Source organism: Methylobacterium sp. DB0501 (genome assembly GCF_011043735.1).
GTDB lineage: Bacteria > Pseudomonadota > Alphaproteobacteria > Rhizobiales > Beijerinckiaceae > Methylobacterium > Methylobacterium alsaeris.
Window position 1 is genome coordinate 49,694 of record NZ_JAAKGV010000021.1, and the last position, 25,602, is coordinate 75,295.

Here is a 25,602-nt window from a genome sequence, read left to right on the forward strand (position 1 = left end):
GGGCGGAGGGGCGGTCATCGTCGGGCGGCTCAGACCGGATCGAAGTAATGAAGCTCGAACAGGATGCAGCCGCCCTCGGACTTGAACGGGCCGTGGAAGGCGCCCGGGGGCCGGCAGGCATAGGTGAAGGGCTTGAACGCCTCGCCGCCGTGGCCCTGTTCGTCGTTGCCGACCGTCAGGTCGCCGGAGACGAGGAAGACCTCCTCCCAGTATTCGTGGACGAACGGCGCGGTGGTGAACACGCCGGGCTCGAAGCGCAGCAGCCGGCTGCGGCTGCCGCGCTTGCCCGCCTCGTCGAGGGCCCCCGACAGGATCTTTTGCTGGATGCCGGCAGGATAGCCCGGCGGCACTTCCCAGCCCTCGGTCATGTCGACGGCCCGGAACTCGTCATGCACCTTGTTGATGGCCACAGCTCATCTCCTGGAGGAACGATGTGGACGGGCGGAGGCCAGCCGGCTTCCGACCGGTTGCGTCAGGCGATCGCTGTCGCCGTGGGGAGGCCCGGACGCGGTCGTCCGGACCTCCCCTCAGGCGGCGCGGGCGGCCTGCGACCCGCGGTCGAGGTCGTAGCTGCCGAGCATGCCGCTCACGAGGGCGCCCGCCGCCGCCCAGTCGTAGGTGCGGAACGAGTGGCCCTTGGTCACGAAGGTCGCGCCAGCGTAGAACATCTCGTATTGCTGGTGGCGGGAGGCGAATTCCGAGCCGACCGCGTCCCAGGCCAGCTTGTAGAACTTGACCCGGTCTTCGGCGTTCGCCGCCGGCGATTGCTGCGTCTTCTCGATCAGCGCGGCGATGTCGGGGTTGGCGAAGTCCGCGACCGAGGACGGCAGCATGATGAGGCCGCCGCCGGCCAGCTCGCGCAGGGTGTTGAGGATCTTCGGGTAGAGCTGCTGGGTGAGGGTCTGCGCGGCGTAGAGGGTGTGGCGGTCGGGGACGAAGTAGCGGCCCCGCTGCGTGCCCTTGGCCTCCATCGCGGCCACCAGCGCGTCGATCATCCCGCCCTCGGCGGCGAGCTGGCCCAGGGTCTCGCGGACCTGCGGGAAGGCGAGGATGCCGTTCATCTCGGCGGTGCGATGGGCGAGCCCGATGAGGAAGCGCACCTTCACCGACAGGCGGATCATCGCCTGGTAGTTCTGGTAGACGTGGGCCGGCGTCGCGTGGAACTGCTTCTGGCACATCGCGATGTTCTTGAACACGAACACCCGGTCCCATGGTACCTTAACGTCGTCGAAGTACAGGACGGCGTCGTTCTCGTCGAAGCGGCTCGACAACGGGTTGTCGAAGACGTGGGCGGCGGCCGCCTCGTAGGACTTGCGCGACAGGATCTTCAGGCCGGGCGTGTCCATCGGGATGGCGAAGGACAGGGCGTAGGGCTCGTCGCCGGGCTGGAGCGGCTGGATGCAGGTGACCAGCACCTCGTTGGCCATGATGCCGCCGGTGGCGAGCATCTTGGCGCCGCGCACCGTGATGCCGGCGGCATCCTCGTCGACCACGCCCGCGGTCAGGAAGGCGTCCTTCTGCTGCGCGGCGCTCTTCGAGCGGTCGGCCTGCGGGTTGATGATGACGTAGGTGAGGTAGAGGTCGTTGTCGCGGGCATAGCGGTAGTAGTCGGCCAGTGCCCCGGCCCGGGCGCGGTCGTACTCCTCGAACACGTCGAGCCCCATGAACATCCCGGCGATGCAGGAGGCGACGTGGTCCGGGGCGCGGCCGAGGAAGCCGGCATGCAGGCCGGTCCAGGCCTCGAGACCCTGCCGGCGGGCGACGAGGTCGCCGTAGCTCTCCGGCAATTGCCAGATGCGGTTGGCGCGCCCGCCCTCCGGCGTGGCGAAGCTCATCAGCTCGGCCTGCGCGGGATCGCTGGCGAAGTCGAACAGGCGGCCGACCGAGGCGATGGTGCGGGCGAAGGCCGGGTGACGGGTGGCGTCCTCGACCCGCTGGCCGTCGATGTAGAGCGCCCGCCGGTCCTTCAGCGAGGCGATGTGCTGGCTTCCGGTCTTCATGGTGGTTTCCTTCCCGGACTGGTTCGCCGGAGCGCGGCCGCTTCGGCGGGAGACGTGCGTGACGGGAGACGGGACCGGGCTGTCGGCCCGGTTCAGTAATGCATCGGCAGGGGCCATTCGGGCGCGCGGTCGTCGCCCGCACAGACGCCGTGGTAGCGGCCGCGGAAGAACACGAGCGGCGGCGCGTCGCCCTGGGCCGTGAAGCGCACGACGCGGCCGAGGAAGATCTCGTGGTCGCCGCCGTCGTGGCGGGCGAAGGGCTCGCACTCGAAATGCGCCAGCGCCCCGGTGAGCAGCGGCGCCTCGGCATGGCCGAGGGTGTGTTCGACCGCGCTCCACTTGTCGCCCAGCGAGCGGGCGAACTGGTTCGACAGTGTTTCCTGCGACCGGCTGAGGATGTTGACGGCGTAGCCCGCCGCCTCCCGCATCGCCGGCAGGCTGTGCGCCCGGCGATCGACGCTGAACAGGATCAGCGGCGGGTCGAGCGAGACCGAGTTGAACGAACTCATGGTGAGCCCGATCGCCTCGCCGCCGCCACCGCGCGCCGTGATGACGGCAACGCCGGTGGCGAATTGCGACAAGGCGGACCGGAATGCGCGCTGATCGAAGGCCATCGCCCGTCTCCGCGAGATAGCTTTGATACAAAGCTATTTTCGGAGGTCAGGCAAGCCCGTTCTTTCGGCTGATGCCGCCCAAGGATTGGGCGTGGGCCCGGTCGCCGCTATCCGGCGGCCGGGCTCTCGGCCGTGCCCCGGTCGGCCAGCGACTCCAGGAGCGCGGTGGCGTTGTCCCCACACGGCACCAGGCGGGCCATCAGGCCGGCGAGGATCCGGAACTCCTCGGCGCTCAGGCAGTCGAACAGGGCATCGTTGACGGGGGCGAGGACCGGGCGCAGGCCGGCGAGGCGGCGTCGGCCCTCGTCGGTGAGGGTCAGCAGCACCCGGCGCCGGTCGCGCTCGTGCCGGCGCTTCGCCACCAGGCCCTCGGCGACGAGCTTGTTGACCTCGATGGTGACGAAGGCGCCCGACAGGTGCAGGTGCTCGGCGATCTGGCTGACCCCGACCCCCTCGTCCCCTTCCAGATGGGCGATCGAGATCAGCGTCGTGTAGGCGACGCCCGACAGGCCGATCTGCGATCCGAACCCGGCCCGGCACTGCGCCACGCGGGCGCTGAAGGCGAGGAAGTTCTGGATGAAGGCTCGAAATTCGATGTCGTTCTGGCCCGGCATCAGTTCGGGCTTGGAGACGGTGTAAGCGGACACGAAGGCTCCCCGGCGCGGCGTCGCCGGGCTTGAGGTCGCGTCATCGTCCGGGCCTGTCAATCGCCGCAGCGCTCGGGGCGGGCATCGCCGCAGCGCAATGGCCTTAAACCGTGCCGGAAGGCATCTGGCAGTGCGCGCACGCGGATTCGGATACCATCGGCCCGTGTCTCTCGGTCGATGGTGCCCGGGAGCCGACATCCGCCCGGATTCCGGCCCCTGTTCCGCGACCGGCCGAGTCCGGAGCGCACCGTCATGGAAAGACCTGCATGGAAAGGCTTGCCGACATGCCGCGACCGATCGCAGCCCGCAGAACCTGGATCTTCGCCGCAGGAGCCGACGAGACCGCCCTGCGCCGGGCCGCCGAGGCCCGGCCGGACGTCCTGATCCAGGATCTCGAGGACTTCACGCCGCCGCAGCTCAAGCGCGAAGCCCGCCTGCTGTGCCGCCCGACAGCCGACCTGTGCCGCGAGGCGGGCGTGATCCCGGCGGTGCGGGTCAATCCGCTCGAACATGTCGGGCACGAGGACCTCGCCGCCGCGATGCAGGCCGGAGCAGGGGTGATCCTGCTCGCCAAGACGGCCGGTCCCGAGCAGATCGCGGCCCTCGACCGGGCGGTCACCCGGCACGAGCGCGACCTCGGGCTCGCGGTCGGCTCGACCGAGATCGTGCCGAACGTCGAGACCGCGGCCGCTTTGGTCCGCATCGCCGCCCTCGCCGAGGCGAGTTCGCGGGTGACCGCGATGCTGATGGCGAGCGAGGACATGGCGGCGGATCTCGGCGTCGGCCGCACCGCGGGCTCCGAGGAACTAGCTTATGCCCGGGCGCGGTTCCTGTTCGAGTGCGTCGCGGCCGGCGTCCTGGCGATCGATTGCCCCTACACCTTCTCCCGCCGCGAGGACATCGACCGCGACCTCGACTTCGCGGTCGCCCGCGGGTTCAAGGCGAAGGCGCTGGTCGATCCGGCACAGGTCGCCCACGTCAACGCCCGGCTGACTCCCTCCGAGGCGCAGATGACGGCGGCCCGGCGCCTGATCTCGGCGTTCGAGCAGGCCCGAACCGAGGGCCGCACCCCGGCGGAACTCGACGGCCACCGCATCGAGGTGCCGTCCTACAAGGCCGCCCTCCGGCTCCTCGAACGGGCCGCCGTGCTGGGCGTGGCGCTCCCCGCCTCCGAATCGTAGCGGCGCACCCCGCGCCCCGGCCTCGCATCAGGCCAGGATGCGATCCGTCATTGCCTCCGAAAGACCGAGGTAGTTCTCGGGATCCGTCAGCCGCCGGATCTCGGACTGCGAGATCACGTCGGTGACGTCCTTGCGTGCCAGAAGCATGTCGGTCAGGGAGCGGTCACCCATCGCGGGGTCGTGGATGATGGCGTAGAGCACGTCGTGCGCCTTGTCGCGGCCGAGCCGCGGCGCGAGCCCCATCATGACCGCTTCGGAGACGATGAGGCCGCGGGTCATGTCGAGGTTCTTCTTCATTGCCTCGGGATGGACCTCCAGGCCCTCGAGCACGAAGGCGGCCTGCCGCAGCGCGCCGCCGGCCAGCGTGAAGACCTCCGGCAGCACGATCCACTCGATCTCCCAAGGGCCGGTCGCCCGCTCGTGATCCTCGACTATCGCGTCGAGCAGCGAGGCGACGCCCTGGCGCACGACGGCCGCGCAGGCGTGGATGTAGCAGCAGGAGATCGGGTTGCGCTTCTGCGGCATGGTCGAGGACGAGCCGCGATTGGCCATGTAGGGCTCCGACGCCTCGCCGACCTCGGTCTGCATCATCAGCTTCAGGTCGGTGGCGAACTTCGCCAGGGTGCCGGTCAGGAGGCCGAGGAAGCAGCCGGCCTCGGCGATCCGGTCGCGCTCGGTGTGCCAGGCGATTTCGGGCTCGGCGAGGCCGAGCTCCCGGGCGAGCGCCGCCTGGACGGCGAAGCCCTTGTCGCCGAGGGTCGCCAGGGTGCCGGCGGCGCCGCCGAACTCGAACACCTCGATCCGCGGCCGGATCTCCGCCAGCCGGGCGCGGTGGCGCCTGAGCGTCGCGACGAGGCGGGCCATCTTGAAGCCGAAGGTGATCGGCACCGCCTGCTGCAGGTTCGAGCGGCCCGCCATGGCGGTCGAGCGGTGGGTGCGCGCCAGCCTCTCGGCGGCAGCGATCGCCCGGTCGAGATCCTGGCCGATCAGGTCGAAGCTCGCCTTGATCTGCAGGATCGTGGCGCTGTCGGTGATGTCCTGGGTGGTCGCGCCCCAGTGGCAGTACTTGCCGGCGTCGCCGGCGCAGAGATGCGCGATCTGGTGCACGAGGCCCAGCACCGGATAGCCGATGGTCAGCGTCTTCTCGGCATAGCGGGCGAAGTCGATGTTCTCGACCTTGCACACCCGGGTGATCTCGTCGGCGGCGGCTTGCGGGATCACCCCGACCTTGGCCTGGGCGCGGGCGAGCGCGGCCTCCCAGTCGAGGTATTTCTGGGTGCGGACCTCGTCCGACCAGATGGTCCGCATCTCGGGCGAGCCGAACAGGTCGCGGAAGATCAGGCTGTCGATCGCGCTGACGGGCATGGGTGTCATTCCTTGAATCGGGGCCCGGGGCGGGATTCCGGGCACGGGTGGGGAGGGCATCGGACGGGCCTCTGCGCCGCTCCATCCGGAGGCGAGCGCCACGGCACCGAGCCCCAGCTTGAACATGTCCCGCCGATCGAAAATCATCATGCGGCTCCCTGGTGAACGCGCCGGGGCTCGGACCGTCTTGGATCGTCGTCTCGGCGGGATTGCGAATACAGCGTCATCGGGCGTCCAAGCCCGGTCGGCCGTCGCGGCCGGGCGAGGGTCAGGCCCCGGCCGCCGCCTGCATGCAGGTGCCCCCGGCGGCATCCACCGTGGCGCCGGTGAAGGCCGCGCCCTCGCTCCGGCCGGCGACCCGGAAGGTCTGGCCGGCGATCATCGGCGAGACGCCGCGGTACCGGAAGGTCCGGGGCGCCCGGCCGAGGCTCTCGGCGGCGAGGTTCAGGAGCAGGCTCGCCTGGATCGGCCCGTGCACGACGAGGCCCGGATAGCCCTCGACCTCGGTCGCGTAGGGGAAGTCGTAGTGGAAGCGGTGACCGTTGAAGGTCATCGCCGAGTAGCGGAACAGCAGGGTCGTCGTGGCGGCGACCTCGCGCACGCGCTCGGGCGTGAAATCCGGCGGCGCGCCGGCACGGCCGGCGGCGTTCTCGCCGGGCTTGGCGGCTTCGCGATAGACGATGTCCTGGCGCTCGCGGATCGCGATCCCGCGCGGCGTCTCGTACTCGTGCCGCACGGTGACGAAGCAGAGCGCACCGGTGCGGCCCTCCTTGACGGCGACGTCGGCGACCGTCTCGCGCCGCACGACCTCGTCGCCGAGCCGCAAGGGGCTCACGATCTCGATCTCGCCGCCGGCCCACATCCGCCGCGGCAGCGGCACCGGCGGCAGGAACCCGCCCTTCGCCGCATGGCCGTCGGACCCGAGGGCGTCGGCGGCGGGGGTTTCGGGAGCGAGGCACCAATGGAGCGCCAGCGGCGCCTCGCCCTCGCCGACGGGGGCGAGCGCCCCCGTGAAGGTCGCCCGGAACTCGTCGACGAGGCGGGGCGTGACGAGGTCGCGGACCTCGCGGCTGCGGCCGATCCAGCCGCGCAGGTGATCGATGTCGAGGGTGGTCATCACCGTCATCTCGGTCGGTTCGAAGGGTGGGGCGGTGCCGGGGCGGCTCAGATCGCCTTGGCGTCGCGCAGGGCGGCGATGCGGGCCTCGTCGAGGCCGAGCTCGGCCAGGATGGCGGCGCTGTGGGCGCCGAGCGCCGGGACCGGGTCCATCCGCGGCTCGGATCCCTTCGGCATCGCGGGCGGCAGCAGCATGTCCACCCGGCCGTTCGGCGTCGCGACCTCGCGCCAGCGCCCGCGGGCGGCGAGTTGGGGATGGGCCCGGACCTCCGCCATGGTGCGCACCTGCGCGTTGGCGATGCCGGCGGCCTCCAGGCGGGCGGTGATCGCCTCGGCGGTGCTGTCGGCGAAGGCCGCCACGATGGCGTCGGTCAGGGCCGCGCGGTTCTGCACCCGCAGGACGTTCGAGACGAAAAGCGGGTCGCGGGCGAGGTCGGGCTGGCCCAGCACGGCGTCGCAGAAGATCGCCCATTCGCGCTCGTTCTGCAGGCCGAGCATCACCGTCCGGCCGTCGCCGCTCGGGAACGGGCCGTAGGGGAAGATCGTGGCGTGGCTCGCTCCCGTGCGCCGCGGCGGCTCCTGGCCCTGGTGGGTGTAGTAGAGCGGGAAGCCCATCCACTCGCCGAGGGCCTCCAGCATCGAGACCTCGACGTGGCTGCCCCGGCCGGTGCGCCCGCGCTTGAGGAGGGCCGAGAGGATGCCCGTATAGGCGTACATGCCCGCCGCGATGTCGGCGATGGAGAGGCCCGCCTTGACCTGCTCCTCCGGCGTGCCGGTGACCGACAGGAAGCCGGCCTCGCTCTGGATCAGCAGGTCGTAGGCCTTGCGGTCGCGGTACGGCCCGTCCGGCCCGTAGCCGGAGATGTCGCAGACGATCAGGCGCGGGTTCTCCGGCCGCAGCGCCTCTTCCGACAACCCGAGACGGGCGGCCGCGCCCGGCGCGAGGTTCTGGACCAGGACGTCCGCCTTCGCCACGAGGTCGCGCAGGATGGCCTTGGCGTCCGGGTGCTTGAGGTCGAGGGCCAGGCTCTCCTTCGAGCGGTTGCACCAGACGAAGTGCGAGGCGAGGCCGTCGACTCGGTCGTCGTAGGCGCGGGCGAAGTCGCCCACCCCGGGCCGCTCGACCTTGATGACCCGGGCGCCGAGATCGGCGAGCTGGCGGGTGCAGAACGGCGCCGCGATGGCGTGTTCGAGCGAGACGACCGTGATTCCGTCGAGGGGGCGGACGGCGTCGGCGAGGGTCTGGGACGAGACGTGAGCGTTCATGGTGCGCGAGGCTCCGGGGAGGGGGACGGGATGCGACGAGGCGGTCAGCGGGCGCGCTCGATCGCGCCGGTCCCGTCGAGGTAGCCGCGGGTCCGCAGGTCCGGCATCAGCACGGCGCCGAGGAACGAGACCGAGACCACGGCGGCGACGTAGTAGGAGAAGTGGCTCTCGGACCCGGCCTGCTTGAACGACAGGGCGATGAACTCCGCCGTGCCGCCGAACAGCGCGTTGGCGACGGCGTAGGGGAAGCCGACGCCGAGGCAGCGGACCTCCGGCGGAAACAGGTCGGCTTTCACGATGCCGGCGATCGGCGTGTAGAAGGCCGCGATGACGAGGGCGGTCATCACCAGGGCGAAGGCGACGACCGGATTCGAGACGGTCGCGAGGGTCGACAGCAGCGGCACCACCGCCAGGGTGGCCAGCCCCGTGAACAGCAGCATGTTGGTCTTGATGCCGACCCGGTCCGCCAGCATCCCGAAGAGCGGTTGCAGCAGCATGAAGAGCGCGAGCGCCGCCGTCATGATGACGCTGGTCGTGGTGGCGTCGAGCCTGGCGGTGTTGATCAGCAGCTTCTGCATGTACGAGGTGAAGACGTAGAAGTAGAGTGAACCGCCCATCGTGAACGCCACCACCAGGGCGACGGCCCGCTTGTGCTGCCACAGCCCGGCGAGCGAGCCGGCTTCCTTGCGGTGCATCGCCTCCTCGGAGGCGGTCTCCTGCATCGTGCGGCGCAGGACCACGACCACGATGGCGAGCAGCGCGCCGATCAGGAACGGGACGCGCCAGCCCCAGGCCTTCAGCTCGGCCACCGGCAGGAGCGATTGCAGGACGAGCAGCACCATGAGCGCCACCAGCTGCCCGGCGATGAGGGTGGCGTACTGGAACGACGAGAAGAACCCGCGCCGGCCCTTGGTGGCGATCTCGCTGAGATACGTGGCGCCGGCGCCGTACTCGCCGCCGATCGACAGCCCCTGCACCAGGCGGGCGACCAGCAGCAGCACCGGGGCTGCGAACCCGATCGTCTCGTAGGTCGGAAGCGCGGCGATCATCAGCGAGCCGGCGCACATCATGAACACCGACAGGATCATCGAGACCTTGCGGCCGCGGGTATCGGCGATCCAGCCGAACAGCCAGCCGCCGAGCGGGCGCATGAAGTAGCCCACCGCGAGCACGCCCGCCGAGGCGAGAAGCTGGCTCGCCGGGTCGCCGGCCGGGAAGAACGACGACGAGAAGTAGATCGCCGTGTAGGCGTAGACGAAGAAATCGTACCACTCGACGAGGTTGCCGGCACAGGCGCCGGCGACGGCGCGGACGCGTCCGCCGGTCGGTTTGGTGGGTGAGAGCGTGGTGTCGTATGGAATCGCGGTGCTCGACATCTCGATGACCTCCCTGAAGTCAAGTTGATCGGCTGTTCTTCTTGTTCTTGGCGCTGCACGCGGCCGGCGCCGCGCGAGCCCGTCCCGGACCGGCAGAGAGGCCCGTGGCCTTCGCCATCCCTGAACCCTCGTCCCGGCGCTGCGCGGCGGCGGGCCGGCGGATCGGCCTGGATCGGGCCTCGGAACCGGCGGTCCGGAGGCATTCCGGTGCGTGCGACAGGGTTAAAGCTGGACATGCCTGCGCAGACCATGCGCATTTTTCGCGGGCAGCCTTCAGGTTTCCGGAAGGCTCCGGATCAGGGGGCCGGCATGCGGTTCGACGTCACCGACCTGAGGCTCTTCGTCTGCGTCGCCGAGGCCGGCAGCATCACGCACGGCGCCGCGATGGCCAACATGGCGCTGGGGGCGGCGAGCGCGCGCATCCGCGGCATGGAGGAGGTGGCGGGCGTCGCGCTCCTCCACCGGGAACGCCTCGGGGTCGCCATCACGCCGGCCGGGCGCGCGCTGCTCCAGCACAGCCGCATCGTCCTGCAGCAGCTCGGCCGCATGCACAGCGAACTCGACGAGTTCGCCCACGGCCTGAAGGGTCACCTGCGGCTGTTCTCGAACACCAACGCCCTGGCGGAATTCCTGCCGGCAGCCCTGAGCTCGTTCCTGATGGACAATCCGGGCGTCAACATCGACATCCAGGAGCACATGAGCGCCGACATCGTGCGCAGCGTCGCCGAGGGCATCGCCGATATCGGCATCGTCGCGGGCTCGGTGGACGTCGCCGCCCTGGAGACCTTCCCGTTCCGGGAGGACACGCTGGTGGTCGTCGTCCCGCGCGACCACCCGCTGGCCGGGCGGCGGCGCCTCGCCTTCGCCGAGACGCTGGATTACGACTTCATCGGCCTGTCGGACGGCGCGGCCCTGCAGGATTTCCTGGCCGCCCACGCCGCCCGGCTCGGGCGGCGCCTGCGCCTGCGCGTCCAGCTCCGCAGCTTCGACGGGATCTGCCGCATGGTCGAGAGCCGGGCCGGCATTGCCGTCGTGCCGGCCTCCGCGGCGAAGCGCCTGCGGCGGATCATGGCGATCCGGATCATCCCGCTCGAGGATGCCTGGGCGCTGCGGCGCCTGAGCATCTGCGTGCGCTGCCTCGCGGAGCTTCCTACGCATGCAGGGCGCCTGGTCGCGCATCTTCGTGAGACGTGAATGACGTCCTTGCGGGACGGAGGCGCAGGCCGGCAGGTCGGGGCCGCCGGCCTGCCGCCGAGCCGGATGACGGTGGGCGGGCCGCGAAACCGCCTCGACATGGTGCGCGATCGGGCGGCGAGGGGAGGCGCCCCCCCGCCCCGAGGCGCGCCCGCGCCGCGGAGGGCGACCGGGCCTCGCTCGGCAGACCTGCGGTGGCAGGCCAACGCTTCGTCCGCCTAGACTCTTGTTTCGTCGCCGATTTTTGTCGCAACCCCGGCAACCGCCGTTGCGACATCGGCTCGGGCCTTGCCGAAGGCCTCCCGGGAGGCGATGCAGGCAACGTGCTCGCTCGACGCGCGGGAGCGGAGCGCGGGATGGCTGACGCTACGGCGCGCTGGACAGGGACGATGCCGGATACCGACTTTCACCCGACACGACGGCGGCTCCTCGGCGGCGCGGCGGCCCTGACCGCCGCCCTCTCGGTCACCGGCGCCGCCGCGCAGGCACCGGCCCCCGCCCCGCGCCGCTCGCGGCTGATCCTGCTCGGCACCGCCGGCGGCCCGACGCCGAAGCCGAACCGGGCCGCGCCCGCCCAGGCCATCGTGGTCGACGGGCACACCTATCTGGTCGATGCCGGGAACGGCACCGGCCGGCAGTTGGTGCTGGCGAAGCTGAAGCTCGGATCGCTCGACTCGGTGTTCCTCACCCACCAGCATTCGGACCACAACGCCGATTACGGCAACGTGCTCCTGCTCGCCTGGGCGACCGACCTCGCCCACCGGGTGGACACCTACGGACCGCCGCCGCTCGCCCGCATGACGCGCCAGTTCCTCGATCTCAACGATTCCGACATCAAGACCCGCATGGCGGACGAGGGCCGGCCGCCGCTGGCCGACCTGATCGTGCCGCACGAGATCACCGGGCCCGGCCCCGTGATGCGCGACGAGCGCGTCACCGTGACCGCCGCCCTGGTGCAGCATCCGCCGGTCGAGCCGGCCTTCGCCTACCGCTTCGATTGCCCGGACCGGTCGATCGTGATCTCGGGCGACACCCGGTTCTCGCCGAACCTGATCGCGCTCGCCAAGGGCGCCGACGTGCTCGTCCACGAGGTGATGTACCTGCCCGAACTCGAGAAGCTGATCGCCACCGAGCCCAACGCCAAGACCCTGCGCGAGCACCTGATCGCCAGCCACACGACCACCGAGGAGGTCGGGCGCGTCGCGACCGAGGCCGGCGTCAAGACGCTGGTGCTGTCGCATTTCGTGCCGGGCGGCTACCCGTTCATCAAGGACGAGGTCTGGCTCGACGCGGTGCGGCCGCACTTCAAGGGCGAGATCGTCGTCGGCCGCGACCTGATGGAGCTCTGACCGGCGCCGCCTCGTCCGTGGCCCCGCCCGGCGCGGCCCCTATGTGACCTCCCTCGAACAAGCAGGGAGGCACCGATGCCCGACGAGACACCCAAGAAGACGGACGGCGAGACGACGCGGCCCGGCGGCGACGCCCCGGAGCCGCGGACCGGAGACCGCATCATTGACGGCCGCCTCGATCCCGACGCGCAATCGCCCGCCGACGAGAGCGGCAAGCCGTTCGACCCGAACGAAAACGCGCCGGCCTGACCGGGGCGCGCCGGCATGCGCGTGCCCCGCCGGCGCGACGCAGCCGCTTGCGGGCCGGACGGCGCGCTGGCCGCCCGCTCCGCCACCAGTCGAGCGTGGGATTCTCGCTCCCGAGAAGGCCGGCGGTTTCAGGGTTCCGCAACAGTGCCGATCCCCATCCGCGACCTCATCCTGAGGTCGCGGATGGGGAAAGCTCTACCTGAAATCTGGCCGATGCACGCCTCGCGCCCTGCCATGTGCTGCGGCGCGGCAGTCGGACGGCGCCCGAGACCGTTCGCATCGTCCGCGACGAGCCGGTACGCCTTCGTCGGACAACGCCCTGTCGGCCGCACCGCGGGGCCGAAGCGCCGCCCCGCAAACGGACAGCCATCAACGATCCATCGGACGCCGTGCTGCATCTTCCGCGGCTGGCGCGGCCGCGTTCCGCCCGCCCCATCGGTATCGTCGATCGGGGTTCGCTGCCCGGTCTCGACGGAAGGTCGCACGTCTCATTGGCATGCGACGGCATATTGATACGCGCAAAGCGGCATCGTACCGCCTATGACGGCGCTCTCGCGCGGAGGCGTGCCGACGGCCCGTCCCGGCGGGGAGAATCGCCAGGACGCAAAGGGCCGCAGATGCATCCGGAGCCGTTGCACCCGAACCAAGCCCGGCCGTCCCGCCCCGCGACGGTGCCGCCCGAGGCGGCGGCGCGGGCGCCGGAGGGCCGGACGTCGCGCCTGCCGGCGGACTGGATCCATGACGGGGGCCTGCGCGCCTTCCGGGCCGATGCCGGCCATGTCGGCCGCTCGATCGCGGCGCTCAAGCTCTATCTCACCCTGGTGGTCAGCCAGGGCGCGACCTCGAATCCCGCCGAACCGGCCCCGATCGTCCTGTCCTACGAGCGGATCGCCGCCTTGTCCGGCCTGTCGGACCCGCTGATCTGCGCCGGCAAGAAGGCGCTCCTCGACCAGGGCCTCGTCACCACGGACGGCGCGCGGCCGGGCGGGACGATCGTCTACCGGCTGACCGGCCTGTACCCGGCCGCCGCCGGCGCGCGCGTCCTGCACGCCTCCCAGGCGGGCTCCCGGATCGCGGCCCTGCACGGCCTGACCTGCCGCAAGGCGCCGAACCTGGCGGCGCTGAAGACCTACCTGCTGCTGAGCGCACAGGGCAGCGATCCCGACGGCGTCGCGTCCCTCGACGTCGATGCCGCGTCGGACCTCACCACGCTCAGCCATGTCAAGATCGTGGCCGCGCTCGCCGCCTTGCAGGATCTCGGTCTCGCCGAGGCGGTGCCGAGCCCGGCGCGGGGGCCGGACCAGCGCCGGGTGCGACTGCTGCCGCTGCGGTGATCCCGGCGCTCCCGCGAAGGGGACCCGCCGTCAGCGGTCGATCCGGTGCGCCAGCACGCCGACGACGGCCACGGCCAGCGCCGGCCCGGCGCCGATCAGCGGCAGGTGGCCGTAGCTCACGCCCGCCGTGATGGCGACGCCACCGAGCCAGGCGCCGAGCGCGTTGCCGAGGTTGAAGGCACCCTGGTTCACCGTCGAGGCGAGGTTGCGGGCGCCGTCGGCCGCGGTGAGCACCCGCATCTGCAACGGGGCCACCAGGGCGAAGGCGAGGATGCCCCACAGGCCGATCAGCGCGGTGGCGGGCATCAGGGCGGCGCTCGCCGGCACAAGGGCCAGCAGCACCGCCGCGAGGGCGAGGCCGAGCCCGATCACCGAGGGCATCAGCCGCCAGTCGCCGAGGCGGCCGCCGAGCACGTTGCCCACGGTCAGCCCGACGCCGAACAGCAGCAGCACGCCGGTGATCGCCGACGGCGTCGCACCGGCGGTCGCCGCGAGCAGCGGCGCCACGTAGGTGAAGACGCTGAACAGGCTGGCGGAGGCCAGCACGCTGAGCAGCATGGCGAGCACCACCTGCGGCCGGCGCAGCACCCGCATCTCCGACAGAAGGCTACCGGACTCGGAGGCGAGATGCCGCGGCAGCCAGGCGACGAGGGCGGCCGCCGCCACGAAGCCGATCCCGACCACGGCCCAGAACGTCGCCCGCCAGCCGAGAGCGTGGCCGAGCGCGGTGCCGAACGGCACGCCCAGCACGTTGGCGAGGGTGAGCCCGGTGAACATGATCGCGATGGCGCTCGCCTTGCGGTGCGGCGGCACCAGATCCGCCGCCACCACCGAGCCGAGGCCGAAGAAAGCGCCGTGGCACAGGGCCGTGACGATGCGGGCGAGCATCAGCAGGCGGTAATCGGGGCTGAGCGCGCAGAGGGCGTTGCCCAGGATGAACAGGCCGACCAGCACCAGGAGCGCCCTGCGCCGGTCGAGGCGCGACAGCAGCACCGCCACGACCGGCGAGCCGAAGGTCACGCTGAGCGCGTAGCCGGAGACCAGCAGGCCGGCGGTCGGGATGCTGACGCCGAGATCGGTCGCCATCTCGGGCAGGAGCCCCATGATGACGAACTCGGTGGTGCCGATCCCGAATGAGGCCGCCGCCAGGGCGAGGAGCGCCAGCGAGGCGGACCGCCCGGTCGCGGCGGCGCCGGCGCTGTGATCGAGAGTATGCTGCATCGCCGACCCTTCTGCTGCATCGCAGCATAAGACGGGAGGGGGACGCGGGTTCAGCCCCGGTACCGCATGGCTGGCCTGCGGCGGCTTCGCTGGCCTGCGGCGGCTTCGCTGGCCTGCGGCGGCTTCGCTGGCCTGCGGCGGCTTCGCTGGCCTGCGGCGGCTTCGCTGGCCTGCAGCGGCTCGACAAGCTTGGCCGACCGACCCATGCTCCGCCATTGCGGGGGTCAGCGGCGTCGCGCGATCGAGCCGGTTCTTACCGCAGTGCCGCCCGCGGCCCGGTCCCCGCCGGCAGGGCCGCCAGGGCGTCGCGGACGATGCCCTCGGTCAGGATCTGCGGCAGCACTGCGACGCCGCCGCGGCCGTCATAGAGCAGGTAGAGCGGCACGCCAGAGCGACCGTGGGCTTCCAGCACCCGGGTGATCTCGGGATTCTGGTTGGTCCAGTCGCCGGTAAGCTGGGCGACGTCGTGCGCCTTGAAGGCCTCGCGCACCCCGGCGGACCGCAGGGTGGCGCGGTCGTTCACCTGGCAGGTGATGCACCAGGCCGCCGTCATGTTGACGAAGACCGGGCGCCGCTCGGCGAGCAGCACGTCGAGCCGACCCTGGCTGAACGGCTCGACCCCGTCCGCCGAGGCCAAAGCGACCGGGCCGGCGCGGTCCCGGTCGAGTACCGCCAGGAGCCCGGCGAGGCCGAGGATCGCGACGAGCGCCGCGACCTGCCCGGCCCGCCGGGCGAGGGGGCCGGCCATCCGTCCGCGCTCGAGGGTCCAGGCGCAGAACGCCACCAGCACCAGGCCGGTGAGCGCGGCCATCAGCCCGGTCGGCCCGACCTGCTGGCTCAGCACCCAGACCAGCCATGCCACCGTGAGGTAGAGCGGGAAGGCGAGGATCCCCTTCAGGGTCTCCATCCAGGCACCGGGCCGCGGCAGCCGGCGCAAGCCGGCCGGCCAGGCCGCCAGCAGGGCGAAGGGCAGGGCGAGGCCGAGGCCGAGCGCCGCGAAGACCGCGAGCGCCACCAACGCCCCCTGCGTCAGCCCGTAGCCGACCGCCGCCCCCATGAACGGCGCGGTGCAGGGCGTGGCGACCACGGTCGCGAGCACGCCGGTGAAGAACGAGCCTTCGAGCCCGGCCCGCCGGGTCAGCCCGTCGCCGAGGGCGGCTGCCCGGCCGCCGAGATGCCACACCCCCGACAGGCTGAGGCCCATGGCGAACAGCCCGTAGGCGAGGCCCGCCACCACCAGGGGCGATTGCAGCTGAAAGCCCCAGCCGATCTGCGCGCCCCCGGCCCGGAGCGCGATCAGGAGGCTCGCGAGGCTCAGGAACGTCGCCAGCACGCCCACCGCGTAGGCGAGCCCGTGGAGCCGCATGCGGCTCGGGCTCTCGCCGGAATGGCGCACCAGGCTCAGCACCTTGATCGACAGGACCGGGAAGACGCAGGGCATCAGGTTCAGCAGGAGCCCGCCCAGGAAGGCGAGCAACGCCGCCTGCCACAGGCCTCCGGCCTCCGGCGGCGCGGCGGCGGGCGCGACCGGGGTGGGAGCCGGGGCAGCGGCCTGGGCGGCGGCGGCCGGCGCGGGCGCCGCGTCGCCCAGCGCGTAGGCGCGGCGGACCGGGCCGGATGCGGTCTCCTCCGTGAGGGTCAGGACGCCGTCGGCCCGGGGCGCCGGGGCGTCGGCGGCGGACTGGCTGCTGCGCTGCAGCCGCAGGTGCAGGCCGGCCGCGTCGCTCGTCGCTGCTTGCGCGGCAGCGTGCTCCAGGGCGGTCTCGGAATAGGGGAAGAACGCGACCTCGCGGGCCTTCAGCCCCGGCGCGTCGATGTCGAGCACCGGCGTTCCGCCGTCCTGCCGCATCCGGACCGGCCAGGGGGCCGGCACCGGCAGGCGCTCGCGTCCCTGCGCGAACAAGGCGGCGGCGCGGGGATCGGGCCGCGGGCTGGTGCCGGCGGGTGCGACCGGCAGGCTCGCCGAGAGCGTCGCCTCGCCCGGGACGCATTCGCGCTCGCAGACGAGGTAGGAGACCTTGGCCTTGAGAGGGACGGGGCCGGAGCCGAGCGTGTCGGGCACGGTGATCGGCACCGTCAGCAGCACCTCGCCCTCGTAGCCGAAATTCATCAGCTCGGCGACCGGGATCCGCTCCGGCGCCGGCCACGCGACCGCGCCGGCGGAAAAACCCGCCGGCAGCGTCCAGGCGATCTCCGGCGGCAGGCCGGAATCGCCCGGGTTGCGCCAGTAGACGTGCCAGCCCGGCTTCATCGTGAGCCGGATGCCGGCGGTGAGCGTCGCGCCCGGCGCGACGGCGCTCTCCTCGGTGACCAGCTCGGCCCGGACGAGGTCGGCGTATTTCGACGGCCGCGGCACCTGCGCCTCGGCGGGCGCGAGCCAGGGGCTCAGGCTCCAGGAAGCGAGAAGGACGAGCAGAAGGGCGAGGCGGCGAGACGGCATGCTTTCGGGTTACCCGGACTCTGCGGCGCTGGCGAGGCCGGACGGATCGCGTTCGCGTGAAGCGGCCTTTCCGCCGGCGGGATCGCGCCAGGGCGGCGGGTCGAGGGCGCTCGCGAGCGCGTCGAGGAAGCGCCGGGTGCGGGCGGCGCGGGCGTGGCGCCGGGCGCCGAGGAGCGCCATCACGGGTGCCTCCGGCAGGACGTGGCCGGGCAGGAGCCGGACCAAGTGCCCGGCCCGCAGGTCGCCGGCGACGTCCCATTCCGAGCGCAGGATGATGCCGCGCCCGGCGAGCGCCCAGCCGCGCACCACCTCGCCGTCATTGCTCGACAGGCGCGGCTCGATGCGCACCCGCTCCTCGGTCGTGCTCAGTCCGGGGCCCTGCAGTCCGGGGTCCCGTCGCCGGAACCGCCACAGGGTCACGTCCTCGTCGTTCTCCCGCAGGGCGATGCAGGCATGCGCCCGCAGGTCGCCCGGGCTTTTCGGGCTGCCGCGATCCGCCAGATAGGTGGGCGCGGCGCAGATCACCCGTTCGTTCGGGGCGAGGCGCCGGGCGATCAGGCCGGGGGCCGCCTGGGCGATCGCCCCGACATGGACCGCGAGGTCGAAGGTCCCCTCCGGTACGCCGCCGAGGCGGTCGGACAGCATCAGGTCGATGGCGACCTCCGGATGCGCCGCCTGGAACGCCGCCGCGACGGGCGCGACGTAGGCCCGCCCGAATCCGAGCGGCGCGACGATCCGCAGGTGCCCGACCACCTGCCCGCGCCGGGCGGCGAGCGCCTCGTCGAGGTCGCCGAGGGAGGCGAGGATCGCCCGGCCGCGCTCGGCGATCAGCTCGCCCTCGTCGGTGAGCGCGAGGTGACGCCCGGTCCGGTCGACGAGGTGCACGCCGAGCCGCGCCTCGAGGGCGCGCAGGCGTTGGGTCACCGCCGGGGGCGACACGTCGAGGGCACGGGACGCCGCGGCGAGGGACGGCGCCTCGGCGATGGCGAGGAAGAAGCGGAGGTCGTCGGGTCCGAGCATTAAGCGCGACCTTAACGCAGCAGGCAGGCGGCGTTAATGGCGCGACCGGGCCGTCCCGTGCTTCCTGGCGGCCTCACTCGTCGCGCCGGGAGGATGAACGCGATCATGGCCGAGCCGCTGGACACCCTGCCGACCCCCTGCCTGCTCCTCGACGAGGCGCGCCTGCGCGCCAATGCCGAGCGGATGCGCACCCATCTCGCCGGCCTCGGGGTCCGGTTGCGCCCCCACCTCAAGACCGCGAAGTCCCGCGAGGTCGGCCGCATCGCGATGGAATCGCCGCAAGGGCCGGCCATCGTCTCGACCCTGCTGGAAGCCGAGCATTTCGCCGCGGGCGGCGTGCGCGACATGATCTACGGCGTCGGCATCGCGCCGGCGAAGCTGCCCCGGGTGGTGGCGATCCGGGCCGGCGGCACCGACCTCGCGATCATCCTCGACAGCCTGGAGCAGGCCGAGGCCGTGGCGTCCCACGCCCGCACGAGCGGCGACGCGATTCCGGTCCTGATCGAGGTCGATGCGGACGGCCACCGCTCCGGCGTCGCGCCCCATGACGGCGACACCCTGGTGGCGATCGGCCGCGCGCTCGTGGCGGGCGGGGCCGAGTTGCGCGGCGTGATGCTGCATGCCGGCGACAGCTATTCCCTGCGCGATCCCGAGGCCCTGGCGGCGGCGGCGGAGAACGAGCGGGTCGCCGCGGTGACGGCGGCCGATGCGCTTCGTGCGGCGGGCCTGCCCTGCCCGGTGGTCAGCGTCGGCTCCACCCCGACCGCGCGGTTCGCCCGCGACCTCACCGGCGTCACCGAGGTCCGGGCCGGCGTCTACATGCTCGGCGACCTGTTCCAGGCCGGCGTCGGCTCGGTCGCGGTCGAGGACATCGCCGTGTCGGTGCTCGCCACCGTGATCGGCCACCAGCGGGCGAAGGGCTGGATCATCGTCGATGCCGGCTGGATGGCGATGTCGCGCGACCGCGGCACCGCCCGGCAGGCGGTCGACCAGGGCTACGGCATCGTCTGCGACACGGCCGGCCGGCCCTATCCCGACCTCATCGTGGCGGACGCCAACCAGGAGCACGGCATCGTGGCCCTGCGGAAGGGCTCGGGCGCGGCCCTGCCGGATCTGGCCATCGGCGCGCAGATCCGCATCCTGCCGAACCACGCCTGCGCCACCGGCGCGCAATACGACCGCTACCACGTCCTCGATGGCGAGAACCGCGTGACGGCCGAATGGCCGCGCATCAACGGCTGGTAGTGGCGACGCCTTCGGCCCCGGTCAGCCGGCATCCTCCGGCTCCGGGCCGCGGGTCCGGTCGAGGGGCTTGCCGTCCTGGTCCTTGCCGCCCCTCTCCTTGTCGCCCCTCTCCTTGTCGCTCTTGGGCACGCTCCGCTCCGGGCCCTTGAGCGCCACGCTCTGGCCGGTGCGGGCGGCCTCGTAGATCGCCTCCATCAGGATCTGGTCCTGCAGTCCCTCCTCGCCCGGGGTGCGGGGGGTGCGGTTCTCCAGGATGCAGGTCGCCATGTGGTCGATCTCGAGCGCGAACTGGTTCTTCTCGCCCAGCACCCGTTCCTCCCTCGCCTCCGCCTTGCCCTCGCGATGGTTCAGGAACAGGCGCTGGCCCCGATACGCGAAGGCATTCTGGAGCTGGATCGCGCCGCCCTCGGCCTGGACGGTCAGCGAGCGGGTCTCGTGCGCGCCGTAGCTGGTGGAGCAAAGGGCCAGGGCGCCGGACGGGAACCGCAGGGTGAAGGCCACCGTCTCCTCGACCTCGCGATAGAGCGGGTCGTCCGGCGACTGGATCTGCGCCTGGACCGAGACCGGCTCCTCGCCCATCAGCGCCCGCACGCCGTTGAGGCAGTAGAGCCCGATATCCGGCAGCGCGCCGCCGCCGGCCAGCGCCTTCTTCATCCGCCACTGCTCGGGCAGGCTCATGGTCTGGGTGTTGGTGGCCTCGATCAGCTTGACCTTGCCGTATTTCCCGCCGCGGGCCAGCCGCACGACCTCGCGGTTATGGGGCTCGTACTGGCAGCGATAGGCGATCATCAACTTCACCTTCGCGCCGGCACAGGCGTCGATCATCGCCCGCGCCTCGCCGGAGGAGACCGCCATCGGCTTCTCGCACAGGACGTGCTTGCCGGCGCCGGCCGCGGCGATCACCTGATCGCGGTGCAGGGCGTTCGGGGTGACGATGTAGACCGCCTTCACCTCCGGGTTGCGGGCGAGCGCGTCCCAGCCGTCATAGCCGTAGACCGCCTCCGGCTTGATGCCGCATTGCGCCGCCACCGCCTTGGCCTTGTCGGGCGAGCCCGACATCAGCGCCACGGGCCTGGCCTTCCGGCATTCCCCGAAGGCGGGAAGGATCTCTTCCAGCGACAGCCGGCCGAGGCCCACGATCGCGAAGCCGACCCGCTCGCTAGGCGGCAGCGGTGCCGGCGGGGGCGGGGAGGGACGGTCCGAGGGGCCGCGCCAGTTCGGGAAGGTCACGCGCCCGTCCTCGACCTTGCCGGTATCGACCGGGCGCTGGGGGCCGGGCGTCCCTTGCCCCGCGGCTCCTTGCGCGGCCGCGCTGCCGATCCCCACCAGGGAGGCGCCGCCGGCCAACATCAGGCTGCGGCGCGAGAGGGCGGTGACGTCGTCCGGCATCGAGCAACCATCCGGGTCGGGGGAGGGAGCCTGCGCAACGTGTCGGGGGAGGCGGGGTTCCGGGGAAGGGAAATAGGAAAGGCCGCCCCTCGCGGGACGGCCCTCCAGATCTCACGCCGGATGGAGGCTCACTCGCCCGCCATCATCTCCGGCGAGAAATGCCCGCACCAGTCCTGGGCCGAGACCACCGGCCACAGGCCGTGCCCTTGCGGCTCCGGCTGGCTTACCGGCGGGTTGAATCGGCACAGGCCTTCCTCGCCCTGCGCGGTGGCGCCGTTGAGCTTGTGGTCGTCGAAGTAGCGGCAGCTGTGGCAGTTCGCGGACGGGGTCGTCGCCATGGTGCGGCTCCTTGCGAATTAGAAGAACTCCAATCGGCAGGATAACGAGAGGGCAGGGGGCGGGTTCCCGGCACGCACCCCCCGATGCGGCTTTCGACCACGGGGACGCGCCACCTTCCGCCTTGAACGAACCAGGAACAGAGCCCAGGTTGCGGGCATGGACGATGCCCTGAAGAAGAAGCTAACGATCCTCGCCGACGCGGCGAAATACGATGCCTCCTGCGCCTCGTCCGGGGCGCCGAAGCGCAAGGCCGAGGCCGGCGGGCTCGGCTCGACCACCGGGGCCGGCATCTGCCACGCCTACACGCCGGACGGGCGCTGCGTCTCGTTGCTCAAGATCCTGCTCACCAATTACTGCCTGTTCGACTGTGCCTATTGCGTCAACCGGCGCTCCTCGAACGTCCGCCGGGCCAAGTTCTCGGTCGACGAGGTGGTGACGCTGACGGTCGAGTTCTACAAGCGCAACTACATCGAAGGGCTGTTTCTCTCGTCGGGCATCATCCGCTCGCCCGACCACACGATGGAGCAGCTGATCCGGGTGGCCAAGACCCTGCGCCAGCGCCACGGCTTTCGCGGCTACATCCACCTGAAGACCATCCCCGAGGCGAGCCCGTGGCTGATCGAGCAGGCCGGGCTCTATGCCGACCGGCTCTCGATCAACCTCGAATTGCCGACCGAGGCCAGCCTGGAGCGGCTGGCGCCGGAGAAGGACGGCGCCGCGATCCAGACCGCGATGGGCCAGATGGGCGAGCGCATCCTGCAGGCCAAGGAGGAGAAGCGCCGCTTCGCCCCCGCCGGCCAGTCGACGCAGGTGATCGTCGGCGCCGATGCCAGCACCGACGAATCGCTGATCCGCACCAGCGCCCGCCTGTACGACCGTTACGGGCTGAAGCGGATCTACTATTCGGCCTTCAGCCCGATCCCCGACGCCGCCTCGATCCTGCCGAGCCAATCGCCGCCGCTCCGGCGCGAGCACCGCCTGTACCAGGCCGACTGGCTGATGCGGTATTACGAATTCTCGCCCGACGACGTGGCCGGGGCGACCGAATCCGGCATGCTCGCCCTCGACGTCGACCCCAAGCTCGCCTGGGCCCTGCGCAACCGCGACCGCTTCCCGGTCGACGTGAACAAGGCCGACCGCGAGATGCTGCTGCGGGTGCCGGGGCTCGGAGTCCGGGCGGTCGACAAGATCGTGGCGGCGCGCAAGCACGCGACCTTGCGGCTCGACGACGTGGCGCGCCTGACATCGGGCTTGAAGCGCGCCCGGCCGTTCCTGATCGCGGCCGACTACGCGCCGGTGCGCCTCACCGACCGGCTCGACCTGCGCACCCGCCTCGCCGAGCCGCCGCGCCAGCTGAGCCTGTTCTGATGCGCACCCGCACGATCCGCCTGCGGCCGGGCGCCGATCTCGACGGGTTTCGCGCGGCGGTTCGGCGGCTGATCCGCGACGACGTGGCGCCCGACGCGGTGACCTGGATCGCCGGCGAGGCGCAATCGCTGTTTCCCGAGGATGCGCCGGCGGCCGGGCCCTCGCCCGCCCTCGCCCTGCCGCGGGCGGTGGCCGCCCTCGTGCCCGCCGTCGTCATGCACCGCGATCCGGAGCGCTACGGCCTCCTCCACCGGCTGGTCCGGCGGGTCGCCGACGGCGAGCGCCACCTCGCCGAGGTGGCGAGCGACCCGCTGGTCCATCGCCTGAACCTGATGCGCAAGGCGGTGGCGAGCGACCTGCACAAGATGCACGCCTTCCTGCGCTTCCGCCGCGCCGGGACGGGCGAAGGGGGGGCGGGCGGGCGCGAACGGTTCGCCGCCTGGTTCGAGCCCGAGCACCACATCCTGGCGGAGGCCGCCCCCTTCTTCTCCGCCCGCTTCCCGTCCTTCGACTGGTCGATCCTGACCCCGGACGGCTCGGCGCATTGGGACGGACGGACCCTGTCCTTCGGACCGCCCGGGCGGCGCGAGGACGTACCGGAGCAGGACGCGTTCGAGGCCGGCTGGACCGACTATTACTCGAGCACCTTCAACCCCGCGCGCACCAACCTCGCGGCGATGCGGGCCGAGATGCCGAAGAAGTACTGGCACAACATGCCCGAGACGGCGGCGATTCCCGGGCTGGTGCGGGAAGCGGGGCGGCGGGTCGGCGAGATGATCGAGCGCGCGCCGGAAGCGCCGGTCAAGCGCGTGCCGGCTCGTGCCCTGGCCGCCATGGCGGCGCAGGAGCCCGCCTCCCTGGCGGCGCTGAACGCGGTGATCCGCGCCTCCGAACCCCTGGTGCCCGGCGCGACGCAGGCCGTGCTCGGCGAGGGACCGCAGGGCGCGGCCATCGCCTTCGTCGGCGAGCAGCCGGGCGACCAGGAGGACCTTCAGGGGCGGCCCTTCGTCGGCCCGGCGGGCCAGCTCCTGGCGCGGGCCCTGCGCGAGGCGGGGATCGACCGCGAGCGGTCCTATCTCACCAATGCGGTCAAGCACTTCAAGTTCGAGGCGCGGGGCAAGCGGCGCCTCCACAAGTCGCCGACCGCCGGCGAGGTCGCGCATTATCGCTGGTGGCTCGACCGCGAGCTCGCCTTCGTGGCCCCGCGCCTCGTCGTGGCGCTCGGCGCCACCGCCGTGCTGGCGCTCTCCGGCCGCCAGATCCCGATCACCCGCGCCCGCGGCCCGGCGGCCTTCGCGGGCAAGCCCTATGGCGGCTTCATCACCGTCCACCCCTCCTACCTGCTGCGCCTGCCCGACGAGGCGCGGCCCGAGGCGTACGAGGCCTTCGTCGACGACCTGCGGCGCGCCGCGTCGCTGGCGGCGGCGCCTGCCGGTGCCTTCGGGTAGGCCATCCTCGCGGAATCCGTTGCGGAAAGGCCGCACTGCGGAAACCAAGCCGGTCCTGCCGAGTTTGTCGCCAGACCGAACCGGGAAACGAGGACCATGAGGCTGATCGTGTCCGCCGTCGCGGCGGGAATCTGTCTGGGCGCCGTCGCGGCGCCCGCCATCGCCAGAACCAGCGCCAAGGCGCCGGACCGCTTCGACGGCACCTGGAGCGTCGAGGTCATCACCGAGAGCGGCTCCTGCGACCGCGCCTACCGCTACGGCGTGATCATCCAGAACGGCCAGGCCCGCTACGCCGGCGGCGGCGACTTCACCGTGTCCGGGCGGGTGCAGCCGAGCGGCGCCGTCCGGGCGACGATCAGCCGGGGTGACGCCGCCGCCCAGGTGGTCGGCCGGCTCGGCACCGAGGGCGGCGGAAACGGCACCTGGACCACCTCGGGCTCCACCTCCTGCAAGGGCCGCTGGAACGCCGAGCGCCGCGGCTGATCCAAGCGCCGCGGCTGATCCGAGCGCCGCGGCTAAATGGGGCGCCGCGGCTGGCTCGGGCGCCGCGGCTGACGCAACCGTTGCCGCCGTCACGAGCTGCGCCGCGCTGCAGAATTTGCCGCTTAAGCTTTGCAGCGATAACACAGGGCGCGAAAATCGCGCCCCTTCCAGGTTTCGCCCAAGATCCGCCCTTGATCGGCACGAGGCTTGCCGGGATAGAGGCGTTTGATTCGGCCGAGGACCGGATGATGAAAGCTCTGCTGTACGGCGCGATCTGCACCCTCGCGGCGATGGAACTGGCCGCCGCGGCCCATCCGGCCGTGGCCGCTCCCTCCCGCGCCGAGCACCGGCGCGCGGTCCTCACCCCCCTGGAGCAGGCGGCGACCGACTGCTTCGCCGAGACCATCGGCAACAACCCGGCGGCCCTCGCCCACGCCCGGGCCGGCCGCTGGTACGAGGCCGCCGGGGTGATCGGCTTCCTGTGCCGGCCCGAGGTCGACGCGATGACCAAGGCCCGCGACCACTTCGAGGGCCGCGGCGCCGGCGGGCGCTACTTCACCGGCCCCTACACGCGACATCTCGGCCAGGAACTGGCCCGACGGCTCGAGCCGCTGCTGACCACCAAGGCCTTCGCCAATGCCGAGCCGCGGGCGGACAGCGAGGCACCGGCCGTGCCGGCCGCGGCCGAGGAGCCGTGATCCGGGGCCGGCGGTGGGGCGATCGTGATCCGATCGTTGTTCGCGGCCGAGATTTTTCAACGCGGGTAACCGGTTGAGCGCGGGTGAACCCTCTCCCTCCGCGGGGAGGGTGGCGAGGCGGGACAGGGGCGGCGCGACGCCGAATCCAGGGAGCGCCCGCCGGAACGGTCCCGCCTCGTGCGGAGGCGGGCTGCTTCCCTTTTCCCGCCCGGCACCCTGCCGCCCAGAGGGAACGGAGGGGTCGGGCCGGGCAGCCTTTC

The 25,602-nt window shown here is 72.0% G+C and carries 23 protein-coding genes; 10 read left to right on the plus strand and 13 right to left on the minus strand.

Going from position 1 to position 25,602, the window contains the following annotated elements:
• Nucleotides 1–29 precede the first annotated feature (29 nt).
• The 4 genes from G4G93_RS26745 to G4G93_RS26760 all read right to left on the minus strand — a co-directional run bounded on the left by G4G93_RS26745 (nt 30) and on the right by G4G93_RS26760 (nt 3,261).
• Nucleotides 30–410 (minus strand): cupin, encoded by a 381-nt coding sequence (locus tag G4G93_RS26745; protein WP_165088784.1) that lies wholly within the window; start codon nt 408–410, stop codon nt 30–32.
• A gap of 117 nt (nt 411–527) precedes the next feature.
• Nucleotides 528–2,000 (minus strand): 4-hydroxyphenylacetate 3-hydroxylase family protein, encoded by a 1,473-nt coding sequence (locus G4G93_RS26750; RefSeq protein WP_165088786.1) that lies wholly within the window; start codon nt 1,998–2,000, stop codon nt 528–530.
• A gap of 92 nt (nt 2,001–2,092) precedes the next feature.
• The gene (locus G4G93_RS26755; RefSeq protein WP_165088788.1) at nt 2,093–2,614 is read right to left on the minus strand and encodes a flavin reductase family protein; all 522 of its coding nucleotides are present in this window, start codon (nt 2,612–2,614) and stop codon (nt 2,093–2,095) included.
• A 107-nt stretch (nt 2,615–2,721) separates the two neighbouring features.
• Entirely contained in the window at nt 2,722–3,261 is a 540-nt protein-coding gene (locus G4G93_RS26760) for a MarR family winged helix-turn-helix transcriptional regulator (protein ID WP_165088790.1), read from the minus strand.
• A 284-nt stretch (nt 3,262–3,545) separates the two neighbouring features.
• On the opposite strand from G4G93_RS26760, the gene G4G93_RS26765 reads away from it, so the two are divergent.
• Nucleotides 3,546–4,442 (plus strand): CoA ester lyase, encoded by an 897-nt coding sequence (locus G4G93_RS26765; protein WP_165088792.1) that lies wholly within the window; start codon nt 3,546–3,548, stop codon nt 4,440–4,442.
• 27 nt (nt 4,443–4,469) lie between these two features.
• On the opposite strand, the gene pcaB is transcribed toward G4G93_RS26765, so the two are convergent.
• The 4 genes from pcaB to G4G93_RS26785 all read right to left on the minus strand — a co-directional run bounded on the left by pcaB (nt 4,470) and on the right by G4G93_RS26785 (nt 9,565).
• Nucleotides 4,470–5,807 carry a 3-carboxy-cis,cis-muconate cycloisomerase gene (gene pcaB, locus G4G93_RS26770; protein WP_165088794.1) on the minus strand — a complete coding sequence of 446 codons (1,338 nt, stop codon included), beginning with the start codon at nt 5,805–5,807 and terminating at the stop codon, nt 4,470–4,472.
• A gap of 268 nt (nt 5,808–6,075) precedes the next feature.
• Nucleotides 6,076–6,924 carry a MaoC family dehydratase N-terminal domain-containing protein gene (locus G4G93_RS26775; protein WP_165088796.1) on the minus strand — a complete coding sequence of 283 codons (849 nt, stop codon included), beginning with the start codon at nt 6,922–6,924 and terminating at the stop codon, nt 6,076–6,078.
• A 47-nt stretch (nt 6,925–6,971) separates the two neighbouring features.
• Complete coding sequence (locus G4G93_RS26780; protein WP_165088798.1) at nt 6,972–8,189, minus strand: CaiB/BaiF CoA-transferase family protein; 1,218 nt, start codon at nt 8,187–8,189, stop codon at nt 6,972–6,974.
• A 44-nt stretch (nt 8,190–8,233) separates the two neighbouring features.
• Entirely contained in the window at nt 8,234–9,565 is a 1,332-nt protein-coding gene (locus G4G93_RS26785) for an MFS family transporter (RefSeq protein ID WP_165088800.1), read from the minus strand.
• Between the two features lie 309 nt (nt 9,566–9,874).
• Here G4G93_RS26785 and G4G93_RS26790 point away from each other — a divergent pair, with 309 nt between their 5' ends.
• From G4G93_RS26790 to G4G93_RS26805, 4 genes are all read left to right on the plus strand, one after another.
• Nucleotides 9,875–10,759: a LysR substrate-binding domain-containing protein gene (locus tag G4G93_RS26790; protein ID WP_165088802.1), complete on the plus strand. Its 885-nt coding sequence runs from the start codon at nt 9,875–9,877 to the stop codon at nt 10,757–10,759.
• A 356-nt stretch (nt 10,760–11,115) separates the two neighbouring features.
• Nucleotides 11,116–12,108, plus strand: a complete 993-nt coding sequence (locus G4G93_RS26795) for an MBL fold metallo-hydrolase (protein ID WP_206290043.1) — start codon at nt 11,116–11,118, stop codon at nt 12,106–12,108.
• Nucleotides 12,109–12,183: 75 nt separating this feature from the next.
• On the plus strand, nt 12,184–12,357 hold the full coding sequence (locus G4G93_RS26800) for a hypothetical protein (protein ID WP_165088804.1): 174 nt from the start codon (nt 12,184–12,186) through the stop codon (nt 12,355–12,357).
• A 632-nt stretch (nt 12,358–12,989) separates the two neighbouring features.
• Nucleotides 12,990–13,691, plus strand: coding sequence for a hypothetical protein (locus tag G4G93_RS26805; RefSeq protein ID WP_165088807.1), 702 nt, complete (start codon nt 12,990–12,992; stop codon nt 13,689–13,691).
• A gap of 30 nt (nt 13,692–13,721) precedes the next feature.
• Here G4G93_RS26805 and G4G93_RS26810 read toward each other — a convergent pair whose 3' ends face one another.
• The 3 genes from G4G93_RS26810 to G4G93_RS26820 all read right to left on the minus strand — a co-directional run bounded on the left by G4G93_RS26810 (nt 13,722) and on the right by G4G93_RS26820 (nt 18,372).
• Complete coding sequence (locus tag G4G93_RS26810; protein WP_165088810.1) at nt 13,722–14,912, minus strand: MFS transporter; 1,191 nt, start codon at nt 14,910–14,912, stop codon at nt 13,722–13,724.
• Between the two features lie 253 nt (nt 14,913–15,165).
• A complete protein-coding gene (locus G4G93_RS26815) occupies nt 15,166–17,352 on the minus strand; it encodes a protein-disulfide reductase DsbD family protein (protein WP_165088813.1) in 2,187 nt (728 codons plus the stop codon).
• 9 nt (nt 17,353–17,361) lie between these two features.
• Nucleotides 17,362–18,372, minus strand: a complete 1,011-nt coding sequence (locus G4G93_RS26820; protein WP_165088816.1) for a LysR family transcriptional regulator — start codon at nt 18,370–18,372, stop codon at nt 17,362–17,364.
• 105 nt (nt 18,373–18,477) lie between these two features.
• On the opposite strand from G4G93_RS26820, the gene G4G93_RS26825 reads away from it, so the two are divergent.
• Nucleotides 18,478–19,617 (plus strand): DSD1 family PLP-dependent enzyme, encoded by a 1,140-nt coding sequence (locus G4G93_RS26825; protein ID WP_246737029.1) that lies wholly within the window; start codon nt 18,478–18,480, stop codon nt 19,615–19,617.
• 21 nt (nt 19,618–19,638) lie between these two features.
• Here the strand turns inward: G4G93_RS26825 and G4G93_RS26830 are convergent, their stop codons facing one another.
• Both G4G93_RS26830 and G4G93_RS26835 read right to left on the minus strand, forming a co-directional pair.
• Nucleotides 19,639–21,006, minus strand: a complete 1,368-nt coding sequence (locus G4G93_RS26830; RefSeq protein ID WP_165088821.1) for a Gfo/Idh/MocA family protein — start codon at nt 21,004–21,006, stop codon at nt 19,639–19,641.
• A 128-nt stretch (nt 21,007–21,134) separates the two neighbouring features.
• Nucleotides 21,135–21,344, minus strand: coding sequence for a hypothetical protein (locus G4G93_RS26835; protein ID WP_165088824.1), 210 nt, complete (start codon nt 21,342–21,344; stop codon nt 21,135–21,137).
• 157 nt (nt 21,345–21,501) lie between these two features.
• Here G4G93_RS26835 and G4G93_RS26840 point away from each other — a divergent pair, with 157 nt between their 5' ends.
• From G4G93_RS26840 to G4G93_RS26855, 4 genes are all read left to right on the plus strand, one after another.
• Entirely contained in the window at nt 21,502–22,713 is a 1,212-nt protein-coding gene (locus G4G93_RS26840) for a putative DNA modification/repair radical SAM protein (protein ID WP_165088827.1), read from the plus strand.
• Nucleotides 22,713–24,161, plus strand: coding sequence for a UdgX family uracil-DNA binding protein (locus G4G93_RS26845; RefSeq protein WP_165088829.1), 1,449 nt, complete (start codon nt 22,713–22,715; stop codon nt 24,159–24,161). The genes G4G93_RS26840 and G4G93_RS26845 overlap by 1 nt, the downstream gene beginning before the upstream one ends.
• A 96-nt stretch (nt 24,162–24,257) precedes the next feature.
• Nucleotides 24,258–24,644, plus strand: coding sequence for a hypothetical protein (locus G4G93_RS26850; protein WP_206290044.1), 387 nt, complete (start codon nt 24,258–24,260; stop codon nt 24,642–24,644).
• Between the two features lie 245 nt (nt 24,645–24,889).
• Nucleotides 24,890–25,342, plus strand: a complete 453-nt coding sequence (locus G4G93_RS26855; RefSeq protein WP_165088832.1) for a hypothetical protein — start codon at nt 24,890–24,892, stop codon at nt 25,340–25,342.
• Nucleotides 25,343–25,602 lie beyond the last annotated feature (260 nt).